This window comes from Sulfuricystis multivorans (assembly GCF_003966565.1).
In the GTDB taxonomy this organism is placed as follows: Bacteria; Pseudomonadota; Gammaproteobacteria; order Burkholderiales; family Rhodocyclaceae; genus Sulfuricystis; species Sulfuricystis multivorans.
Genome location: NZ_AP018718.1, coordinates 1,494,175 through 1,512,572, shown reverse-complemented (window position 1 = coordinate 1,512,572; position 18,398 = coordinate 1,494,175). Strand labels below are relative to the sequence as shown.

The window sequence follows — 18,398 nt, the reverse complement described above, 5'->3', positions numbered from 1 at the left end:
TACCCTTTAGCGGGCACTATAATCCCCAGCTACATTCCCTGGACATTTTCCGACGTGCGTCTTACCAAGCTCAAGATCGCCGGCTTCAAATCCTTCGTCGAGCCGACCACCGTGGTGTTCCCGAACCAGCTTGTGGGGGTGGTCGGTCCCAACGGCTGCGGCAAATCGAACATCATCGACGCGGTGCGCTGGGTGCTGGGCGAATCGAAGGCCTCCGAACTGCGTGGCGAATCGATCCAGGACGTGATCTTCAAGGGCTCCGGCACGCGCAAGGAAGTCGGCCGGGCCAGCGTCGAGCTGTTCTTCGACAATTCGCAAGGGCGGGTCGGCGGCCAGTGGGGGCAATACGCCGAGATCACCGTCAAGCGCACCCTCGATCGCGACGGCAATTCCAACTACTACATCAACAACCTGCACGTGCGCCGCCGCGACGTGATCGACCTGTTCCTCGGCACCGGCCTGGGGCCGCGCGCCTACGCGATCATCGGCCAGGGGATGATCTCGCGCATCATCGAGTCCAAGCCCGAGGAATTGCGCTGGTTCCTCGAAGAAGCGGCCGGCGTGACGAAATACAAGGAACGGCGCAAGGAAACCGAGGGCCGTCTCGAAGACGCGCGCGAAAACCTCGCTCGCGTCGACGACATTCGCAACGAGCTCGCCGGCCAGGTGGAGCGCCTCGAAGCGCAAGCCGAAGTGGCGCGGCGTTACCGCGATCTGCAAGCCCGGCTCAATCGTCGTCAGAGCTTGTTATGGCTCAAGAAGCGCAATGACGCACAGGCCGAGGCCGAGCGCCTGGCACGCCAGGTCGCCGAGCAGATCAACGCAGTCGAGGCCGAGACGGCGCGGCTGCGCGAGCTCGAGCTGCGCGTCGAACAGGCCCGTGAGGCGCATTTTTCCGCCTCGGACGCACTGCATGCCGCCCAGGCCGAGATGTACGCGGCCAATGCCGAGGTCAAGCGTCTCGAAACCGAGATCTCCCACCTGCGCGATGCCCGCGCCCGGCTGGAAGGTCGCCTTGCCCAGCTCGATGCGCAGGAAGCTCACTGGTCGGCCGAGATGCGCCGCCTCGAGGAGGAAGAGCTGCGCTGGAATGCGCTGCTGGAAAACTCGCGCAGCCGCGCCGTCACCGCGGCGGCCCGCCACGAGGAGGCGGCCGCGCGTTTGCCAGAAGCCGAGGAGGCCGTCAGGGAAGCCGAGGCCCAGGTCACCGAGGCGCGCAAGGCCTTGAATGCCGCCGAACAGGCGTTACGGCTCGCCGAGGCCGATCGCGGCCATGCGCTGCGCGCGCTCGATAATCTCGCCCAGCGCAAGGGCCGGCTCGATGCCGAGCGCTCCCAGCTCATCGCGCCCGATGCGGCAGAACTCGCCGCTGCCCAAGAAGCCGAGGCAGAGGCCGAGGCTGCGCTGGAAGTTGCCCAGGCGCATCTTGCCGAAGCACAGGCCCGCCAGCCGGCCTTGGAAGCGGCCTTGCGCGAGCGGCGCGAAACATTGGCCGCCGCCCATCGGGCCACTACCTCCGCGCGGGCGCGGCACGATGCGCTGGCGCAATTGCAGTCACGTGTCGGACGGGGAGGCGATCTTCCCGGCTGGCTCGCCGACTTGGGGTTGGCGGATGCCGAACCGCTTTGGCATGCACTCGACGTCGAACCAGGCTGGGAGACCGCCGTCGAGGCGGTGCTGCGCGAAAAGCTGATGGCCGTGCCGGCGAGCCGCGAGGCGCTGCAAAAAGCCCTGACCACGCCGCCGCCGGCCACCGTTACGCTGGCTCTGCCGGGTGATGGCCCCAGTGTCGCGCCACCGGCCGACAGCCTGCGCACCCAGGTGCGCTGCCGCGATATGCGCTGGGCAGCGTTGCTCGACGAATGGCTCGGTGACGTGCGCATCGTCGAGGACGTTGCCGACTTGCTGGAAGGCGCGGGTCGGCGTATCGGTCGCGCCGGCCATCTGGCGACGCCGGCGGGGCTTACGCTCTACGTTCCCGACGTCAAGACCCACGGCGTCATCGAGCGCCAGCGCGAGCTCGAGCAGCTGGCCGCGCAGATCGAGGTGCTCGAAGAGGCCCAGAGCGCGGCGCGTGAAGCGCAACTCGCCGCCGAGCAGGCGGTCGCTGCCGGCCAACGCGAGCTTACCGAGGCGCGGCGCGCCGTGCAGGAGGCGCAAAGCCGCCGGCATGCCGCCCAGGTCGAGGCCCTCAAGCTCGGTCAGGCGCAGGCGCGTTTCGAGGAGCGGGTAGCGCAATTGACGCGCGATCTCGACGAGATCGCGCGCGTCGAGGAAGAGGAGAAAGCCGCTCTCGTCGCCGCCGAGGACGAAGCCTTTCGCGCGCGCGAAGCATTGGCAGCGGCGCGCGCGCGCATGGAAGCGGCACTGGAACGCCAGCGCCAGCTCGATACGGCGCTGCGCGAGGCGCGCGCGCTCGAACACCAGCTCGCCCGCGAGGCGCAGGAGGCGGGCTTCGCCGAGAAGGAATGCCGTGGCAAGCTCGAAGACAACGCACGCGCCTTTGAGACCGCGCGCCGCCAGCTGGCCCAGGTGGCCCAGGAGCGCGGAGAGGCGTCGCAGGAACTGGCCGCGATCAGCGACGAAGTCTGCCAGCAGCAATTACAGACGGCGCTGGCGACGAAAGCTGCGCAGGAGACCACGCTGGCCAAGCGTCGCAACGAACTCGAAGCGGCCGCCGCAGCGCTGCGCAGCCTCGACGAGGAGCGTCTGAAGATCGAGCAGTCCCTGCTACCGGCGCGTGAGCGGATCAACGAACTGAAGCTCAAGCAGCAGGCGGCCAAGCTCAATGTCGAACAGTTCCAGGAGCGGCTCAAGGAAGCCCATGTCGTAAGGCCCGAGGACGAGGCGGCGCTGGCCGCCGAATTGACGGCCAACCTGCGCGACAGCGCCTTGCAGGCGGAAATCACGCGGCTTGCCAACGAGATCGAGGCATTGGGACCGGTCAATCTGGCCGCGCTCGAAGAGCTGGAAAGCGCCAAGGAGCGCAAGGGCTTCCTCGACGAGCAGTCGGCCGATTTGGCCACCGCGATCGGCACGCTCGAAGACGCGATCCGCCGCATCGATCGCGAGACGCGCGAGCAGTTGCAGGAGACCTACGACAAAGTGAATGCCAATTTCGGCGCGCTGTTCCCGGAGCTGTTTGGGGGCGGCGAGGCGAAGCTGATTTTGACCGGCGAGGAAATCCTCGATGCCGGCATCCAGATCATGGCGCAGCCGCCCGGCAAACGCAATTCGACGATCCATCTGCTCTCCGGCGGCGAGAAGGCGCTCACCGCGATCGCGCTGGTGTTCGCGCTGTTCCAGCTCAATCCGGCGCCGTTTTGCATGCTCGACGAGGTCGACGCGCCGCTCGACGATTCGAACACGGTGCGTTACTGTGAAATGGTCAAGCGCATGGCGCGCGTCACGCAGTTCGTCTTCATCACACACAGCAAGATCACGATGGAGATGGCCCAGCAGCTGATCGGCGTGACCATGCAGGAACAGGGTGTGTCGCGCGTCGTCGAGGTCGACATCGAAGAAGCCCTGCGCATGGCGGACAAGGAGGCGGCGGCATGAAAGATCTGCAGATTGCACTGATCGTCTTCGGCGTGGTGCTGGTACTCGCCGTCTGGCTTTACAACCGCATTCAGGAAAAGCGTTTCCTGGCGCGCAAAGAGCGCGAGGCGAAGGCATCCGCTGCTGCCAGGGCGGCGACCCAATCTCCTGGAGAGGAAACCGCTTCCCCGCAGCCTGCGAAGAGGATCGAGCCGAGCCTGTCGTCGCCGGGTGCCGGTCTGCCTGAGCCGAGTTTCATGGAGGCCGATCTGCCGCTCGAGCCTGAATCCGCCATGCCGGCCGGGGAAGTGGATTTGCTGCTCGACGTCGAAGAGGAGGGTATCCCCCCCGTACCGGCTGAATGGAGCGATGGCAGCGTCGATTGCCTGGTGCGCATCGAGTTCGTCGCACCGGTGCCCGTGCGAGTGCTGCGCGAGGAATATCACGACTGGTCGGCCCGCATCGACAAGCCGGTACAGTGGCTGGGCCTGGATGAGCATAGCGGTCATTGGCACACGCTGCTGCCGGACGATTCGGGCAGCGTCAAGCATCTGGCCGTCGCGTTGCAGCTGGTCGATCGTCTCGGCGCCGTGAGCGCGGAAACACTGGCGACCTTCGTTGAGGGCATGAAACGGCTGGCGCAGCGCTTCGTCGGTAGCATCGAGATGCCGGAAACCGGAGCGCTGCTCGAACGGGCGCAGGAACTCGATGCGTTTTGCGCCTCGGTGGATCTGCAACTGACGCTGCACGTGCTGCCGAGGACCACCCCGCGCCTCTCCGGTGCTCGGCTCGCGCCGCTCCTCGAGCGCGCCGGTCTGCGTCTCGAAGGCGAGCGCTTCGTCGCCAGCAATCAGGACGGCAGCGAGGCTTTCGCGCTGATCTGCCGCGCGGCGAAGACCTTCCCGGCCGCACATGTCGCGGCGAACGAGCTTTCCGATCTGATCTTCACTCTCGATGTGCCGCGCGTGGCTGCCGGCGCGCAGGCGTTCGAGCGTCTTCTCGATTTCGCTCGGCAGTGCGCCACGGCGCTCGGCGGGCAGCTGGCCGACGCGCAGCGCAAGCCGCTGCCCGAAGCGACGATCGACATCATCAGAAGCCGCATCGTCGAGCTGCAAAGCCGCATGCGTGATCGCGGCATCGTGCCCGGCGGGGTGCGCGCCTTGCGGTTGTTCGCCTGATGGCCACGAAAGTTCCCGCAGAGGTCGCCGCCCGTGCGGCGCAATTGCGCGCCGAGATCGAGCGCCACAACTATGCCTATTACGTGCTCGACGCACCAACGATCCCAGACGCCGAGTATGACAAGTTGTTCCGGGCGCTGCAGCAGCTCGAAACCGAATATCCCGAGCTCGTCACGCCGGATTCGCCGACCCAGCGCGTCGGCGGCCAGCCGCTGTCTGCGTTTCGCGAGGTGCGCCATAGAGTGCCGATGCTCTCGCTCAACAATGCGTTTTCCGCGGAGGAGGTGGAAGCGTTCGACCGCCGCTGCCGCGAGGGGCTCGGCAAGGTGGTGATTTCCTATGCCTGCGAGCCGAAGTTCGATGGCCTGGCGATCACCTTGCGCTACGAGGACGGCCTCTTCGTGCAGGGCGCGACGCGCGGCGACGGCTTCACTGGCGAGGACGTGACACAGAATCTGCGCACCGTGCGCAACATTCCACTGCGTCTTGCGGGCGCGGATGTGCCGCCGCTCATCGAGGTGCGCGGCGAGGTGCTGATGCTCAAGCGCGATTTCGAGAAACTCAACGAGCGTCAGCGCGCCGCCGGCGAAAAGGAATTCGCCAATCCGCGCAATGCCGCGGCGGGCAGTCTGCGCCAGCTCGACCCGAAGATCACCGCCCAGCGGCCGCTGCGCTTCTACGCCTATGGCGTGGCCGATGCGGGTGCCGTCCGGCCTACGCCGACTTTGCATTCCGAGATGATGGCGCGGCTTTCCAGCTGGGGCATCCCGGTGGCGCGCGAGCGGGCGGTGGTGCAGGGCGCGCGTGGGCTGCTCGGCTATTTCGAACGCATCGGCAGGCAGCGCCGCAGCTTGCCCTACGACATCGACGGCGTGGTCTATAAGGTCGATGATCTTGCCGACCAGGAGCGCCTGGGTTTCGTCGCGCGCGCGCCGCGCTTCGCGATCGCCCACAAGTTTCCTGCCGAAGAGGCGTTGACGACGGTGCTGGCGATCGACGTGCAGGTCGGCCGTACCGGCGCACTCACCCCGGTGGCCAGACTTGCGCCGGTGTTCGTCGGCGGCGTCACGGTGACCAACGCGACCCTGCACAACGAAGACGAAGTGCATCGCAAGGACGTGCGCGTGGGCGATACCGTGATCGTCCGCCGCGCCGGCGACGTGATCCCCGAGGTGGTCGCCATCGTCCCGGAGCGGCGCCCGCCGCACACGCATCCGTTCGTGATGCCGACCCACTGCCCGGTGTGCGGATCACGAGTCGAAAAGCCCGAAGGCGAGGCGATCGCGCGCTGCACCGGCGGCCTGTTCTGTCCCGCGCAGCGCAAGCAGACCTTGCTCCACTTTGCCTCGCGGCGTGCGATGGACATCGAAGGCCTGGGCGAGAAACTGGTCGATCAGCTGGTCGATCAGGGCATCGTCGCCACGGTGGCCGATCTCTACCGGCTGGATCTGCCGACACTGGCGAATCTCGAGCGCATGGGCGAGAAATCGGCGCAGAATCTCCTTGCCGCGATCGACAAGAGCCGTCAGACCACGCTGGCGCGCTTCATCTATGCGCTCGGCATCCGCAACGTCGGTGAGGCGACGGCCAAGGACCTCGCGCGTCATTTCGGCCGGCTCGAAGCCTTGATGCGCGCGGATGTCGCTGCGCTGCAGCAGGTGCCGGAAGTCGGGCCGGTGGTGGCCGAATCGATCGCCCACTTCTTTTCCGAACCGCACAACCGTAAGGTGATCGAGGCGCTGATCGCCGCCGGCGTGCGTTGGCCGGAAGAAACCAGCAGGCGTGCCGCGCCGGCCCCGCTTGCCGGCAAGACCTTCGTGCTCACCGGCACGCTGCCGACGCTGACACGCGATCAGGCCAAGGCGCTGATCGAGGAGAAGGGCGGCAAGATCGCCGGCTCGGTGTCGAAGAAGACCGATTACGTCGTCGTAGGCACAGACCCCGGCAGCAAATTCACCAAGGCGCAGGAATTGGGCATTACCATGCTCGATGAAAAGCAATTGAGGGAGCTATTGAAGTCATGAGTAAAGTTACCAAGGCGGTTTTTCCTGTCGCCGGCATGGGTACCCGTTTTCTGCCCGCCACCAAGGCCAGTCCAAAGGAGATGCTGCCGATCGTCGATAAGCCGCTGATCCAGTATGCGGTCGAGGAGGCGGTCGCCGCCGGCATCACCGACATGATCTTCGTCACCGGCCGCTCGAAACGCGCGATCGAGGATCACTTCGACAAGGCTTACGAACTGGAAAGCGAGCTGGAACGGCGCGGCAAGACGGAATTGCTCGATTTCGTCCGCAATCTCCTGCCCAAGCACATCAATTGCATCTACATCCGCCAGGCGGAGGCGCTCGGTCTCGGGCACGCAGTGCTGTGCGCCAAGCCGGTGGTCGGCGATGAACCCTTCGCGGTGCTCTTGGCCGACGACCTGCTCGACGGTGAGGTGCCGGTGATGAAGCAGATGGTCGAAGCCTACGACTATTACCGCTGCTCGATCCTCGGTGTGCAGGACGTGCCGCGCGAGGACACCGGAAGCTATGGCATCGTCGCCGCGCAGCCTTTGGCCGAGCGTGTCGAGCGGGTGACGGCCATCGTCGAGAAGCCGAAGCCCGAGGCCGCCCCCTCGACGCTGGCGGTGGTCGGCCGCTACGTGCTGGCCCCGCGCATCTTCGCGTATCTGGAAAACGCCCAGGCCGGCTCGGGTGGCGAGATCCAGCTCACCGACGCGATTGCGGCGCTGCTCGCTGAACAGCAGGTGCTCGCCTACCGTTACCGCGGGGTGCGCTATGACTGCGGCTCGAAGCTCGGCTATCTGCGCGCCACGGTCGAATATGCGCTGCGCCACCCCGAAGTCGGCGCCGATTTCGCGGCCTGGCTGAAATCGTCGGATCTGCTGCGATGATGCCGTCGAACCCCGACCTGCATTGCCATTCGACCGTCTCCGACGGGCTGCTCGCGCCGGCCGCGGTGGTCAGCCGTGCCCATGCCAATGGCGTCGATCTGCTGGCGCTGACCGATCACGACGAAATCGGCGGACTCGACGAAGCGATGGCGGCGGCAGCGACGCTCGGTTTGCGCTTCGTCACCGGCGTCGAGATTTCCGTCTCGTGGGGAGACGATCAGACCGTGCACATCGTCGGACTGAATTTCGACCCGCGCGATGAGACCCTGCGCGCGGGGCTCGCAAGGGTACGCAGCGGCCGCGATGCGCGTGCCGTCCTGATGGCGCAGGAACTCGCCAAGGTAGGCATCGACGGCGCCTATGAAGGGGCGCTGAAGTATGTCGGCAATCCGGCGCTGATCTCGCGTTCGCATTTCGCCCGCTACATCGTCGAGCGCGGCTTCGCGCCGGATGTGAAGACGGTTTTCGAGCACTGGCTCGCCAAGGACAAGCCCGGCTATGTCAGCCATGCCTGGGCCGAGCTTGCCGAGGCGGTGGGCTGGATCCGCGGCGCGGGCGGCATCGCGGTGATCGCCCATCCGGGCCGCTATCGCCTCGCCGCCGGCGAACGGCGCGAGTTGTATCGCGCCTTCAGGGACTGCGGCGGGCAAGGCATCGAAGTGGTCTCAGGCAGCGCCAGCGATGCCGAAATGCGCGAATTTGCCGCCATTGCCCGCGAATTCGGCTTCCTCGCCTCGCGCGCCTCGGATTTTCACGGCCCGGGCGAGAGCTATGCCGATCTCGGTCGCCTGCCGCCGTTGCCGGAAGGACTGACGCCGGTGTGGACCGCCTGGGAGGAATGAATTGGCGGAATGTTTCGCGGTTCATCCGAAGAACCCGCAGCCGCGCCTGATCGACCGCGCCGCGGAGCTCATCCGCAAAGGCGCTCTGGCGGTCTTCCCCACCGATTCCGCCTATGCACTGGGCGGGCACCTCGGCGATGCTGCGCTCATCGAACGCATCCGGCGCATCAGAGGCGTCGATGAGCGCCATCATTTCACGCTGATGTGCCGCGATCTGTCCGAGATCGCCACCTATGCGCGCGTCGATAACGCCCAATATCGGCTGCTCAAGGCCGCCACGCCCGGGCCCTACACCTTCATCCTCGAAGGCACGAAGGAATTGCCACGCCGCGTGCTGCATCCGAAGAAGAAGACCATCGGCCTGCGCGTGCCCGACCATCCGGTGACGCGCGCGCTGCTTTCCGCCCTGGACGAACCGATTCTCTGTTCGACGCTGATTCTGGCCGGCGAGAATGAGCCACTTACCGATCCTGAGGAGATCCGCGCGCGGCTTGACCCAGTCGTCGATCTGATCATCGACGCCGGGCCCTGCGGCAGCGGCATGACGACGGTGATCGAGCTCGTCGGCGGCGAGATCACGTTGATTCGTGCCGGCAAGGGGCCGCTCGGCCCCTTCGGGCTTGCGGGCGATTAGCGTCGTTTACAATCCCGGCCATGGAAAATTTGATCCAAGCCCTGGCGATCCACGCCATCCCGGTGATTTTCGCCATCACGCTGCACGAGGCCGCCCACGGTTACGTGGCGCGCCATTTCGGCGATCCCACCGCCTGGCTGCTCGGCCGCATCACCCTCAATCCCGTCAAACACGTCGATCCGGTCGGCACCTTGCTGGTGCCGGCGCTATTGCTTTTTTTCAGCAAGGGTCAGTTCCTGTTCGGCTGGGCCAAGCCGGTGCCGGTGGATTTCGGCCGCTTGCGGCATCCGAAGCAGGACATGCTCTGGGTGGCCGCCGCGGGACCCGGCGCGAATCTGGCGATGGCGCTCGCCTGGGCGTTGGTGCTGAAGCTGGCGGTAGTGATGCCCGAGAATGCCTACAGCCTGCCGCTCGCCGAGATGGCGCGCGCCGGCATCAACGTCAATGCGGTGCTGATGCTACTGAATCTCTTGCCGATTCCGCCGCTCGACGGCGGACGCATCGCGGTGAGCCTGTTGCCGCATCGGCTGGCGTGGCGTTTCGCGCAGCTCGAACGCTTCGGCTTCACGATCCTGCTCGTGCTGTTGTTCCTCGGCGGGCTCGACCTGATCCTGACGCCGCTGATGCGCGCTTTCCTTTTTTTCATCAAAAATCTGTTTGCCCTGTAAATCATGTTCGTCGCAAGAGTCCTTTCCGGGATGCGTCCCACCGGCCGCCTGCATCTGGGGCACTATCACGGCGTGCTGGCCAACTGGATCAAGCTCCAGCACGAGTTTCCCTGTCTGTTCTTCGTCGCCGACTGGCACGCGCTGACGACCGCCTATGACGAGCCGAGCGGCATCGCCCAGAACGCCTGGGACATGGTGATCGACTGGCTGGCGGCGGGTGTCGATCCGGCACAGGCGACGATCTTCATCCAGTCGCGCGTACCGGAACATGCCGAATTGCATCTGCTCCTCTCCATGATGACGCCGCTGTCCTGGCTCGAGCGCGTGCCGACCTACAAAGATCAGCAGGAGAAGCTCACCCACAAAGATCTCACGACCTATGGCTTCCTCGGCTATCCGCTCCTGCAAGCCGCCGACATTCTGATCTATCGGGCCGACAAGGTACCGGTCGGCGAGGATCAGGTGCCGCACCTGGAATTCGCGCGCGAGATCGCCCGCCGCTTCAATCATCTCTACGGCCGCGAACCCGGCTTCGAGGAAAAGGCGAAAGTGGCGGTGAAGAAGCTCGGTGGCAAACGCGCCCGGCTCTATGAAGAGCTGCGCGTGCGTTTTCAGGAGAAAGGCGACGAAGACGCGCTCGAACAGGCCCATGCGATCCTCGAGGAAGCGCAGAGCCTGTCGCATGGCGACCGCGAACGTCTGTTTGGCTATCTCGAAGGCAGCGGCAAGATGATCCTCGTCGAACCGACGGCGCTGCTCACCCAGGCATCGCGGATGCCCGGGCTGGACGGACAAAAGATGTCGAAGTCCTACGGCAACACGATCGCGCTCAGAGAAGACGAGGAGTCGATCCGCAAGAAGATTCGCACCATGCAGACCGATCCGGCGCGCGTGCGTCGCTCGGATCCGGGCGATCCGGAAAAATGCCCGGTCTGGCAGTTCCACCAAATCTATTCGAACGACGAAGTGAAAGCCTGGGTGCGCGAGGGCTGTCGTTCTGCCGGCATCGGTTGCCTCGAATGCAAGCAGCCGGTGATCGAGGGCGTGCTCAAGGAGCAGGAGCCGATGCGCGAACGCGCGCGGCGTTACGAGGAAGATCCGCAGCTGGTGAGGGGCATCATCGCCGACGGCTGCGAGAAGGCCCGCAAGCTCGCGCAGGAGACCATGCGCGACGTGCGCGAAGCGATGGGATTGGACTACTCGTGAAGCGCGAGGCGGACATTGCCGTGGCCGAAGAGGCGCGGCTGTTGGCGATCATTCGCGACAGCTTCGTCGAGCGCATGCCATTCAATCGCATCCTCGGCATCGACGTGCTGTCGCTGCACCACGATCGTCCAGAGCTCTCCTTCGCGATGCGCCCCGAGCTGGTCGGCAACTACGTGCGCAACATCCTGCACGGCGGCGTGATCTCCGCGGTGCTCGACGTCACCGGCGGACTGGTCGCGTTCCTCGGCGTGCAGCAGAAGCTCAAAGGCAAGCCGGTCGAAGAAGTGCTGGAACGCTTCGCGCGTATCGGCACCATCGATTTGCGCGTCGATTACCTGCGCCCCGGCGACGGCGCACGGTTCCTGGCCCGCGGCTATCCATTGCGTACCGGTAACAAGGTCGCGGTGGCGCGCATGGAAATGTTCAACGACCGCAGCGAGCTGATCGCGGTGGGTACCGCGGCCTACACGGTGTCATGACGGAAACGGCGCAAGTCGGCGCTGCTGGCACGGCACCCGGTGCCCAAGCGCACGTGCCGAAACTCTACGGCGAGCCATTGCCGGAGCTGCCGCGCGACCTCTACATCCCGCCGGATGCGCTGGAGGTGTTCCTCGATGCCTTCGAAGGCCCGCTCGACCTCTTGCTTTATCTGATCCGCAAGGCCAACGTGAACATCCTCGACATTCCGATGGCGCCGCTCACCGCGCAGTATCTGGCCTATGTCGAGGCAATGCGGCGCAGCAACCTCGAATTGGCGGCGGATTACCTGCTGATGGCGGCGATGCTGCTCGAGATCAAGTCGCGCATGCTGCTGCCGCGGCCGACGAAGACCGAAAGCGGCGAACCCGATGATCCGCGCGCGGAGCTGGTGCGTCGGCTGATGGAATACGAGCGCATCAAGCTTGCCGCCGCGCGTCTCGACGCGCTGCCCCAGGTGCATCGCGACTACGAATGGGCGAGCGTCTGGGTGGCGGAAAAAGTTGCCGCGCGTGCGCCTGAAGTGAACCTCAATGACCTGCTCGCGGTATGGCTTACGCTGATGCAACGTGCCCGCGTCAAACAGCATCACCGCGTGCAGCGCGAGGAGCTTTCGGTGCGCGAGACGATGAGTGTCGTGCTGCGCCACTTGCAGGGGCGAGGGTATGTGATGTTCGAAGAGCTGTTCGCTGCGACGGCCGCACAGGCGGGGATGGCTGGCATGATCGTCAGCTTTCTGGCGATCCTCGAGCTGGCACGCGAGAGTCTGATCGAGATCACCCAAAGCGAGGCACTCGCGCCGATTTATGTGAAAATGAAAAACGATGCAGCTCTACAAGCCTGAAGACTACAAGAAGGTGCTCGAGACGGCGCTGCTCGCGGCCCCCGAACCGCTGCCGTTGGCGGAGCTGAAAAAGCTTTTCGACGAAGAGTTCGACGACGATACCTGGCGTGCGCTGCTCGACGACTTGAGGCGCGACTGGCATGGCCGCGGCGTCGAACTGGTGCAGCTCGCCTCCGGCTGGCGTTTCCAGACGCGGCCGGAGTACCAGCTGTTCCTCGATCGCCTCAAGAACGAGCGGCCACCACGCTACTCGCGCGCCGTGATGGAAACGCTGGCGATCATCGCCTATCGTCAGCCGGTGACGCGCGGCGACATCGAGGAGATTCGCGGCGTCGCCGTCTCGCCGAATGTCCTCAAGACCCTGGAAGGTCGCGGCTGGGTCGATGTCGTCGGTCACCGCGACGCGCCTGGGCGACCGGCGCTGTATGCCACCACCCGCAAATTTCTCGATGACCTCGGCCTGCGCAGTCTTGCGGAACTGCCTCCGCTCGCCGAGATCGAACGGATGATCGATGCCAACCACCACGAAACCCGGGAGAGCCCGGAAAGCCCTGACACCGCGCTCCACGGCGCCTCGGCCCCGGCGCAAGACGACGCCTTTCCGGCCGCCGACGAAAACGGCTTCGGCGGCCAGGTCGTCGCGGCAGGCGAAGCCTGAAGCCGCGGCGACGAGCGTCAAACTGCAAAAGGCGCTCGCCGATGCTGGACTCGCCTCGCGCCGCGAGATCGAGGCATGGATCGCCGCCGGGCGCGTCCAGGTCAATGGCGAGCCGGCGCACCTCGGCCAGCGCATCGCGCCTGGCGACAAGGTCAAGGTCGGCGGCCGGCTGATCAATCTCCGTTTCGCCGCGCGCCTGCCTCGTGTGCTGCTCTACCACAAGCCGGAAGGCGAAATCGTCTCGCGCGACGACCCGCAAGGGCGTCCGTCGGTCTTCAATGCTCTGCCGCGCCTGCGCGGCGGCCGCTGGATCGCCATCGGCCGGCTCGACTTCAATTCCTGCGGTCTTTTGCTGTTTACCACCGACGGGGCGCTCGCCAACCGCCTGATGCACCCGCGTTACCGGTTGGAGCGCGAATATGCGGTACGTGTGCTGGGCGATCTGGACGAGGCTCTCCTGAAGAAACTCACCGAGGGCATCGAGCTCGAAGACGGCATGGCGCGTTTCATTCGCCTGCAACCCGCCGGTGGCGAGGGTGCCAACCGTTGGTACCGGGTGACGCTCGAAGAGGGGCGTAATCGGGAAGTGCGGCGCATGTTCGCCGCCGCCGGGGTGACGGTGAGCCGGCTGATGCGGGTGCGCTACGGGCCGATCGTCCTGCCGGCCAACCTCAAACGCGGTCAGTGCCGCGAATTGGCGCCGGACGAGGTGAAGGCTTTGCTCGACGTTCTGAAGGTCAAATCCGACGCATGAATTGCTTTGCCGTGCAGCGACTTGTATAATCAGCGCTTTCAGTAAACACCCTTGGTTGTGGTCGCGAAGTCGGGGTGGCGAGAAGAAGAATGGGCGGTCCGCCCATTTTTTATTTGTAGCGTGGGAAAACATGGCGGATCTGGCAGGTTTGGTCGAACAGGCGGTCGTCGGACTGGGTTACGAGCTCGTGGATTTCGAGACGAGCCCGCGCGCGCGTCTGTTGCGCGTCTTCATCGATCGTCCGGCAGGTGATCCCGGCAGCCCGATGAGCGGTGTGACGGTCGATGACTGCGCCACGGTGAGCAATCATCTGACCCGGCTGTTCGAAGTCGAAAATGTCGATTACGACCGGCTCGAGGTGTCCTCGCCGGGACTCGACCGGCTGCTCAAGAAGCCAGCGGATTTCGCGCGTTTCGTTGGCCAGGAAGTCCAGGTCAAGCTGCGCGTCGCGGCCGCTGGCGCGGCGGGAGCCGCAGGGCCGTTGCAACGCAATTTCTCCGGCACGATCCTCGGTGTTGGCCAGCACGGTCTGCGTCTTGCCGTCGCGGGTGGCGAGCGCGAGTTCGCTTTCGACAACATCGAAAAAGCCCGTCTGGTGCCGAAGTTTTGAGAATTCGTTTTACAGGAGATCGAAATGAGTCGTGAGCTGCTGTTGCTGGTCGATGCGCTGGCACGCGAAAAGAACGTCGACAAGGAGCTGGTGTTTTCCGCTCTCGAACAGGCGCTCGCCTCGGCGACGAAGAAGCGCATCCACGACGAAGCCGACGTGCGCGTCGAGATCGACCGCGCTACCGGCGATTACACCGCCTATCGGCGCTGGCTGGTGCTGGACGACGACGAAGTGGAGATCCCCGCCCAGCAGATCGGTCTCTCCGAAGCGCGCCAGGACGATCCGGACGTGCAGATCGGCGATTACATCGAGGAACAGCTCGATGCCGTCGATTTCGGCCGCATCGGCGCGCAGACCGCCAAGCAGGTGATCCTGCAGAAGATCCGCGATGCCGAACGCGAGCAGATCCTCAACGATTTCCTCGAACGCAAGGAACACATCGTCACCGGCACCGTCAAGCGTATGGAGCGTGGCAATGCGATCATCGAGGCCGGTCGCATCGAGGCGCTGCTGCCGCGCGATCAGATGATTCCGAAAGAGAACCTGCGTCCCGGTGACCGGGTGCGTGCCTGGCTGATGAAGATCGACCGCAATGCGCGCGGGCCGCAGCTGATTCTCTCGCGCACCGCGCCGCAGTTCATCATGAAGCTCTTCGAGCTCGAAGTGCCCGAGATCGAGGATGGACTGATCGAGATCAAATCGGCCGCACGCGATCCCGGCGTGCGCGCCAAGATCGCCGTGAAATCGAATGATCCACGCATCGATCCGATCGGCACCTGCGTCGGCATGCGCGGTTCGCGCGTCACCGCGGTGACCAACGAGCTTGCCGGCGAGCGTGTCGATATCGTGCTCTGGTCGCCCGATCCGGCCCAGTTCGTGATCGGCGCTTTGGCACCTGCGGAAGTCCGCTCGATCGTCGTCGACGAAGAAAAGCACAGCATGGACGTGGTGGTCGACGAGGACAACCTGGCGATCGCCATCGGCCGTGGCGGGCAGAACGTGCGGCTGGCTTCCGAACTGACCGGCTGGACGATCAATCTGATGACCGTCGAGGAATCCCAAGAGAAGCAGGAGCAGGAAACCGCCAGCATCCGCCAGCTTTTCATGGACAAGCTCGATGTCGATCAGGACGTGGCCGACATCCTGGTGCAGGAAGGTTTCTCCACGCTCGAGGAAGTGGCCTATGTGCCGCTCGCGGAAATGCTCGAAATCGAGGCCTTCGACGAGGCGACGGTCAATGAGTTGCGCGAGCGCGCCCGCAACGTGCTGCTCACCGAGGCGATCGCCAACGAGGAGGAGCTGGAGAAAGTCTCCGCCGATCTTCTCGAGCTCGAAGGCATGGACAAGCAGCTGGCCGCCCGACTGTCCAGGCAAGGTATCCACACCCGCGATGAGCTCGCCGATCTGGCGGTCGATGAATTGATGGAAATGGCCGGCATCGACGAAGCGCGCGCCAAATCCCTCATCACCGTCGCGCGCGCGCACTGGTTCGCCGATGAAACGAAGTAAGGAGGGCCCATGTCAGCCCAGATGAGTGTTGCCCAGTTCGCCGCCGAACTGAAGATTCCGCCGATGGCCCTGATCGAGCAGCTGGCCAAGGCGGGCGTCGTCAAGCAATCGAGCACCGATACCCTGACCGAGCAGGACAAGGCTCGGCTGCTCGAATTCCTGCGCCGTGCGCATGGCGAGACCGCGCCGAAGGCGAAGATCACGCTGACGCGCAAGCAGACCACCGAGATCAAGGCCACCGATGCGACCGGCAAAGCGCGCACCGTCCAGGTCGAAGTGCGCAAGAAGCGCACCTTCGTCAAGCGCGACATCGAGATGCCCCCGGAAGTACCAGCGCCCGAGGTCGTCGTCAAGCCGCCCGTCGCGACTCAACCGGTCATCGATGAAGAGCAGGCCAGGATGCGCGAGGCCGAGGCCAAGCGTCAGGCCGAGCTCGCCGCGATCCAGGCTGCGGAGCTCAAGGAAAAACAGGAGCGGGAAGCCCGCGCGCGCGAGGAAAGTCTGGCGCGTCTTACGCAGCTTGCGGCCCAGGCCGAGGCGAAGAGCGCCGAGCCGGCGCCGGAGGCTGGCGCGGCCGGTGTTTCCGGCACCCTGCACAAGCCTGCCGCCAAGGCCGGTGAGGAACGGAAAGGCGAAAAGAAGGCCGAGAAGAAGGGTGAGGTCAAGGCGATCGCGAAGGGCGAGGATGAGCGCAGCCGGCGCGGCATCAAGATGCGTGGCGATAGCGGTGGTGGCACGGCAGGTTGGCGTGGCGGACCAAAGGGGCGCCACAATCGCCATCACGAAGAGGAACGTGCTGCACCGCAGCCCGTCGAGCAGGTGGTGCGCGAGGTGCACGTGCCGGAAACGATTTCGGTGGCCGATCTCGCTCACAAGATGGCCGTCAAGGCTACCGAGGTCATCAAGGTGCTGATGAAGATGGGCATGATGGTGACCATCAACCAGCATCTCGACCAGGAAACCGCGATGATCGTCGTCGAGGAGATGGGGCACAAGGCGGTCGCCGCGAAGCTCGACGATCCCGATGCCTTCCTCGACGAAGCGCAGGCTCGACACAAGGATGCGCCGGCGCTGCCACGTGCGCCGGTGGTCACGGTGATGGGGCACGTCGACCACGGCAAGACTTCGCTGCTCGACTACATCCGCCGCACCAAGGTGGCGGCTGGCGAGGCGGGCGGCATCACCCAGCACATCGGTGCCTACCACGTCGAGACGCCGCGCGGCATGGTTACTTTCCTCGACACCCCAGGCCACGCGGCGTTCACGGCGATGCGCGCGCGCGGTGCCAAGGCAACCGACATCGTCATTTTGGTGGTCGCGGCGGACGACGGCGTGATGCCGCAAACCAAAGAGGCGATACATCATGCCAAGGCGGCCGGCGTGCCGCTGGTCGTGGCGATCAACAAGATCGACAAGCCCGAGGCCAATCCCGAACGCGTCAAGCAGGAGTTGGTCGCCGAGGGCGTCGTGCCCGAGGAATACGGCGGTGACTCGCCCTTCGTACCGGTTTCCGCGAAGACCGGCCAGGGTATCGATGATCTCCTGGAAAACGTGCTGCTGCAGGCGGAGGTGCTCGAGTTGAAGGCACCGCGCGACGTGCCCGCCAAGGGCATCGTCATCGAGGCGCGTCTCGACAAGGGTAAGGGCCCTGTGGCGACGGTGCTGGTGCAGTCCGGCACCCTGCGCCGCGGCGACGTGCTGCTGGTCGGCCAGGTCTGGGGCCGCGTCCGGGCGATGCTCGACGAGAATGGCCAGCCGGTCGAAGAGGCCGGACCGTCGATTCCGGTCGAGGTCCAGGGTCTTTCCGACGTGCCGGCGGCCGGCGATGAGGCGGTGGTGCTCCTCGACGAGAAGAAGGCGCGCGAAATCGCGCTGTTCCGCCAAGGCAAGTTCCGTGACGTGCGCTTGGCCAAGCAGCAGGCCGCGAAGCTCGAAAACCTGTTCGAACAGATGGGCGAGGGCGAGGTCAAGGTGCTGCCGTTGATCATCAAGGCCGACGTGCAGGGTTCGCAGGAGGCGCTCACCCATGCCCTGACCAAGCTGTCGACCGACGAGGTCAAGGTGAACGTCATCCATGCGGCGGTGGGCGGCATCACCGAATCCGACGTCAATCTCGCCCAGGCTTCGAAGGCCGTGATCATCGGCTTCAACACCCGTGCCGATGCCGGCGCGCGCAAGGCGGCGGAAAACTTCGGCATCGACATCCGCTACTACAACATCATCTACGATGCCGTCGATGACGTGAAGGCCGCGCTCTCCGGCATGCTGACGCCCGAGAGGCGCGAGAACGTGATCGGCCTGGTCGAGATTCGCCAAGTGTTCCGCATCTCGAAGGTCGGCACGGTGGCCGGCTGCATGGTGCTCTCGGGCGTGGTGCGGCGCGGCGCCCAGGTGCGTGTGTTGCGCGACAACGTCGTCATCCACACCGGCGAGCTCGATTCGCTCAAGCGCTTCAAGGACGACGTGCGTGAGGTCAAGGAAGGTTTCGAGTGCGGGCTGAGCCTGAAGAACTTCAACGACATCAAGGAAGGCGACCAGCTCGAAATCTTCGAAGTCCAGGAAGTTGCCCGTAGCCTGTAAGA

At 65.1% G+C, this 18,398-nt stretch carries 15 protein-coding genes; all 15 read left to right on the top strand.

Going from position 1 to position 18,398, the window contains the following annotated elements; genetic code table 11:
* Positions 1–54: 54 nt before the first annotated feature.
* The 15 genes from smc to infB all read left to right on the top strand — a co-directional run bounded on the left by smc (position 55) and on the right by infB (position 18,396).
* Positions 55–3,561 (top strand): chromosome segregation protein SMC, encoded by a 3,507-nt coding sequence (gene smc / locus EL335_RS07555; RefSeq protein WP_126445591.1) that lies wholly within the window; start codon positions 55–57, stop codon positions 3,559–3,561.
* Positions 3,558–4,718, top strand: a complete 1,161-nt coding sequence (locus EL335_RS07550; protein WP_126445589.1) for a cell division protein ZipA C-terminal FtsZ-binding domain-containing protein — start codon at positions 3,558–3,560, stop codon at positions 4,716–4,718. Before smc ends, EL335_RS07550 begins: the two co-directional genes overlap by 4 nt.
* Positions 4,718–6,742: an NAD-dependent DNA ligase LigA gene (ligA, locus tag EL335_RS07545; RefSeq protein ID WP_126445587.1), complete on the top strand. Its 2,025-nt coding sequence runs from the start codon at positions 4,718–4,720 to the stop codon at positions 6,740–6,742. Before EL335_RS07550 ends, ligA begins: the two co-directional genes overlap by 1 nt.
* Positions 6,739–7,614: a UTP--glucose-1-phosphate uridylyltransferase GalU gene (gene galU, locus EL335_RS07540; RefSeq protein WP_126445585.1), complete on the top strand. Its 876-nt coding sequence runs from the start codon at positions 6,739–6,741 to the stop codon at positions 7,612–7,614. Before ligA ends, galU begins: the two co-directional genes overlap by 4 nt.
* Complete coding sequence (locus EL335_RS07535; RefSeq protein ID WP_126445583.1) at positions 7,611–8,456, top strand: 3',5'-nucleoside bisphosphate phosphatase; 846 nt, start codon at positions 7,611–7,613, stop codon at positions 8,454–8,456. The genes galU and EL335_RS07535 overlap by 4 nt, the downstream gene beginning before the upstream one ends.
* Position 8,457: 1 nt before the next feature.
* Positions 8,458–9,090, top strand: a complete 633-nt coding sequence (locus tag EL335_RS07530; RefSeq protein ID WP_126445581.1) for an L-threonylcarbamoyladenylate synthase — start codon at positions 8,458–8,460, stop codon at positions 9,088–9,090.
* A gap of 20 nt (positions 9,091–9,110) precedes the next feature.
* Entirely contained in the window at positions 9,111–9,758 is a 648-nt protein-coding gene (locus EL335_RS07525; protein WP_126445579.1) for a site-2 protease family protein, read from the top strand.
* Between the two features lie 3 nt (positions 9,759–9,761).
* The gene (locus EL335_RS07520; protein WP_126445577.1) at positions 9,762–10,964 is read left to right on the top strand and encodes a tryptophan--tRNA ligase; all 1,203 of its coding nucleotides are present in this window, start codon (positions 9,762–9,764) and stop codon (positions 10,962–10,964) included.
* Positions 10,961–11,443, top strand: coding sequence for a thioesterase family protein (locus EL335_RS07515; RefSeq protein WP_284155284.1), 483 nt, complete (start codon positions 10,961–10,963; stop codon positions 11,441–11,443). The genes EL335_RS07520 and EL335_RS07515 overlap by 4 nt, the downstream gene beginning before the upstream one ends.
* Positions 11,440–12,285 carry a segregation and condensation protein A gene (locus EL335_RS07510; RefSeq protein WP_126445575.1) on the top strand — a complete coding sequence of 282 codons (846 nt, stop codon included), beginning with the start codon at positions 11,440–11,442 and terminating at the stop codon, positions 12,283–12,285. The genes EL335_RS07515 and EL335_RS07510 overlap by 4 nt, the downstream gene beginning before the upstream one ends.
* Positions 12,266–12,943, top strand: a complete 678-nt coding sequence (gene scpB / locus EL335_RS14485; protein ID WP_126445573.1) for an SMC-Scp complex subunit ScpB — start codon at positions 12,266–12,268, stop codon at positions 12,941–12,943. Before EL335_RS07510 ends, scpB begins: the two co-directional genes overlap by 20 nt.
* A complete protein-coding gene (gene rluB, locus EL335_RS07500) occupies positions 12,837–13,697 on the top strand; it encodes a 23S rRNA pseudouridine(2605) synthase RluB (RefSeq protein ID WP_284155495.1) in 861 nt (286 codons plus the stop codon). Before scpB ends, rluB begins: the two co-directional genes overlap by 107 nt.
* A gap of 130 nt (positions 13,698–13,827) precedes the next feature.
* Complete coding sequence (gene rimP, locus EL335_RS07495; protein WP_126445569.1) at positions 13,828–14,307, top strand: ribosome maturation factor RimP; 480 nt, start codon at positions 13,828–13,830, stop codon at positions 14,305–14,307.
* A 24-nt stretch (positions 14,308–14,331) separates the two neighbouring features.
* The gene (gene nusA, locus EL335_RS07490; protein ID WP_126445567.1) at positions 14,332–15,816 is read left to right on the top strand and encodes a transcription termination factor NusA; all 1,485 of its coding nucleotides are present in this window, start codon (positions 14,332–14,334) and stop codon (positions 15,814–15,816) included.
* Between the two features lie 9 nt (positions 15,817–15,825).
* Complete coding sequence (infB, locus tag EL335_RS07485) at positions 15,826–18,396, top strand: translation initiation factor IF-2 (protein ID WP_284155283.1); 2,571 nt, start codon at positions 15,826–15,828, stop codon at positions 18,394–18,396.
* Positions 18,397–18,398: the final 2 nt, after the last annotated feature.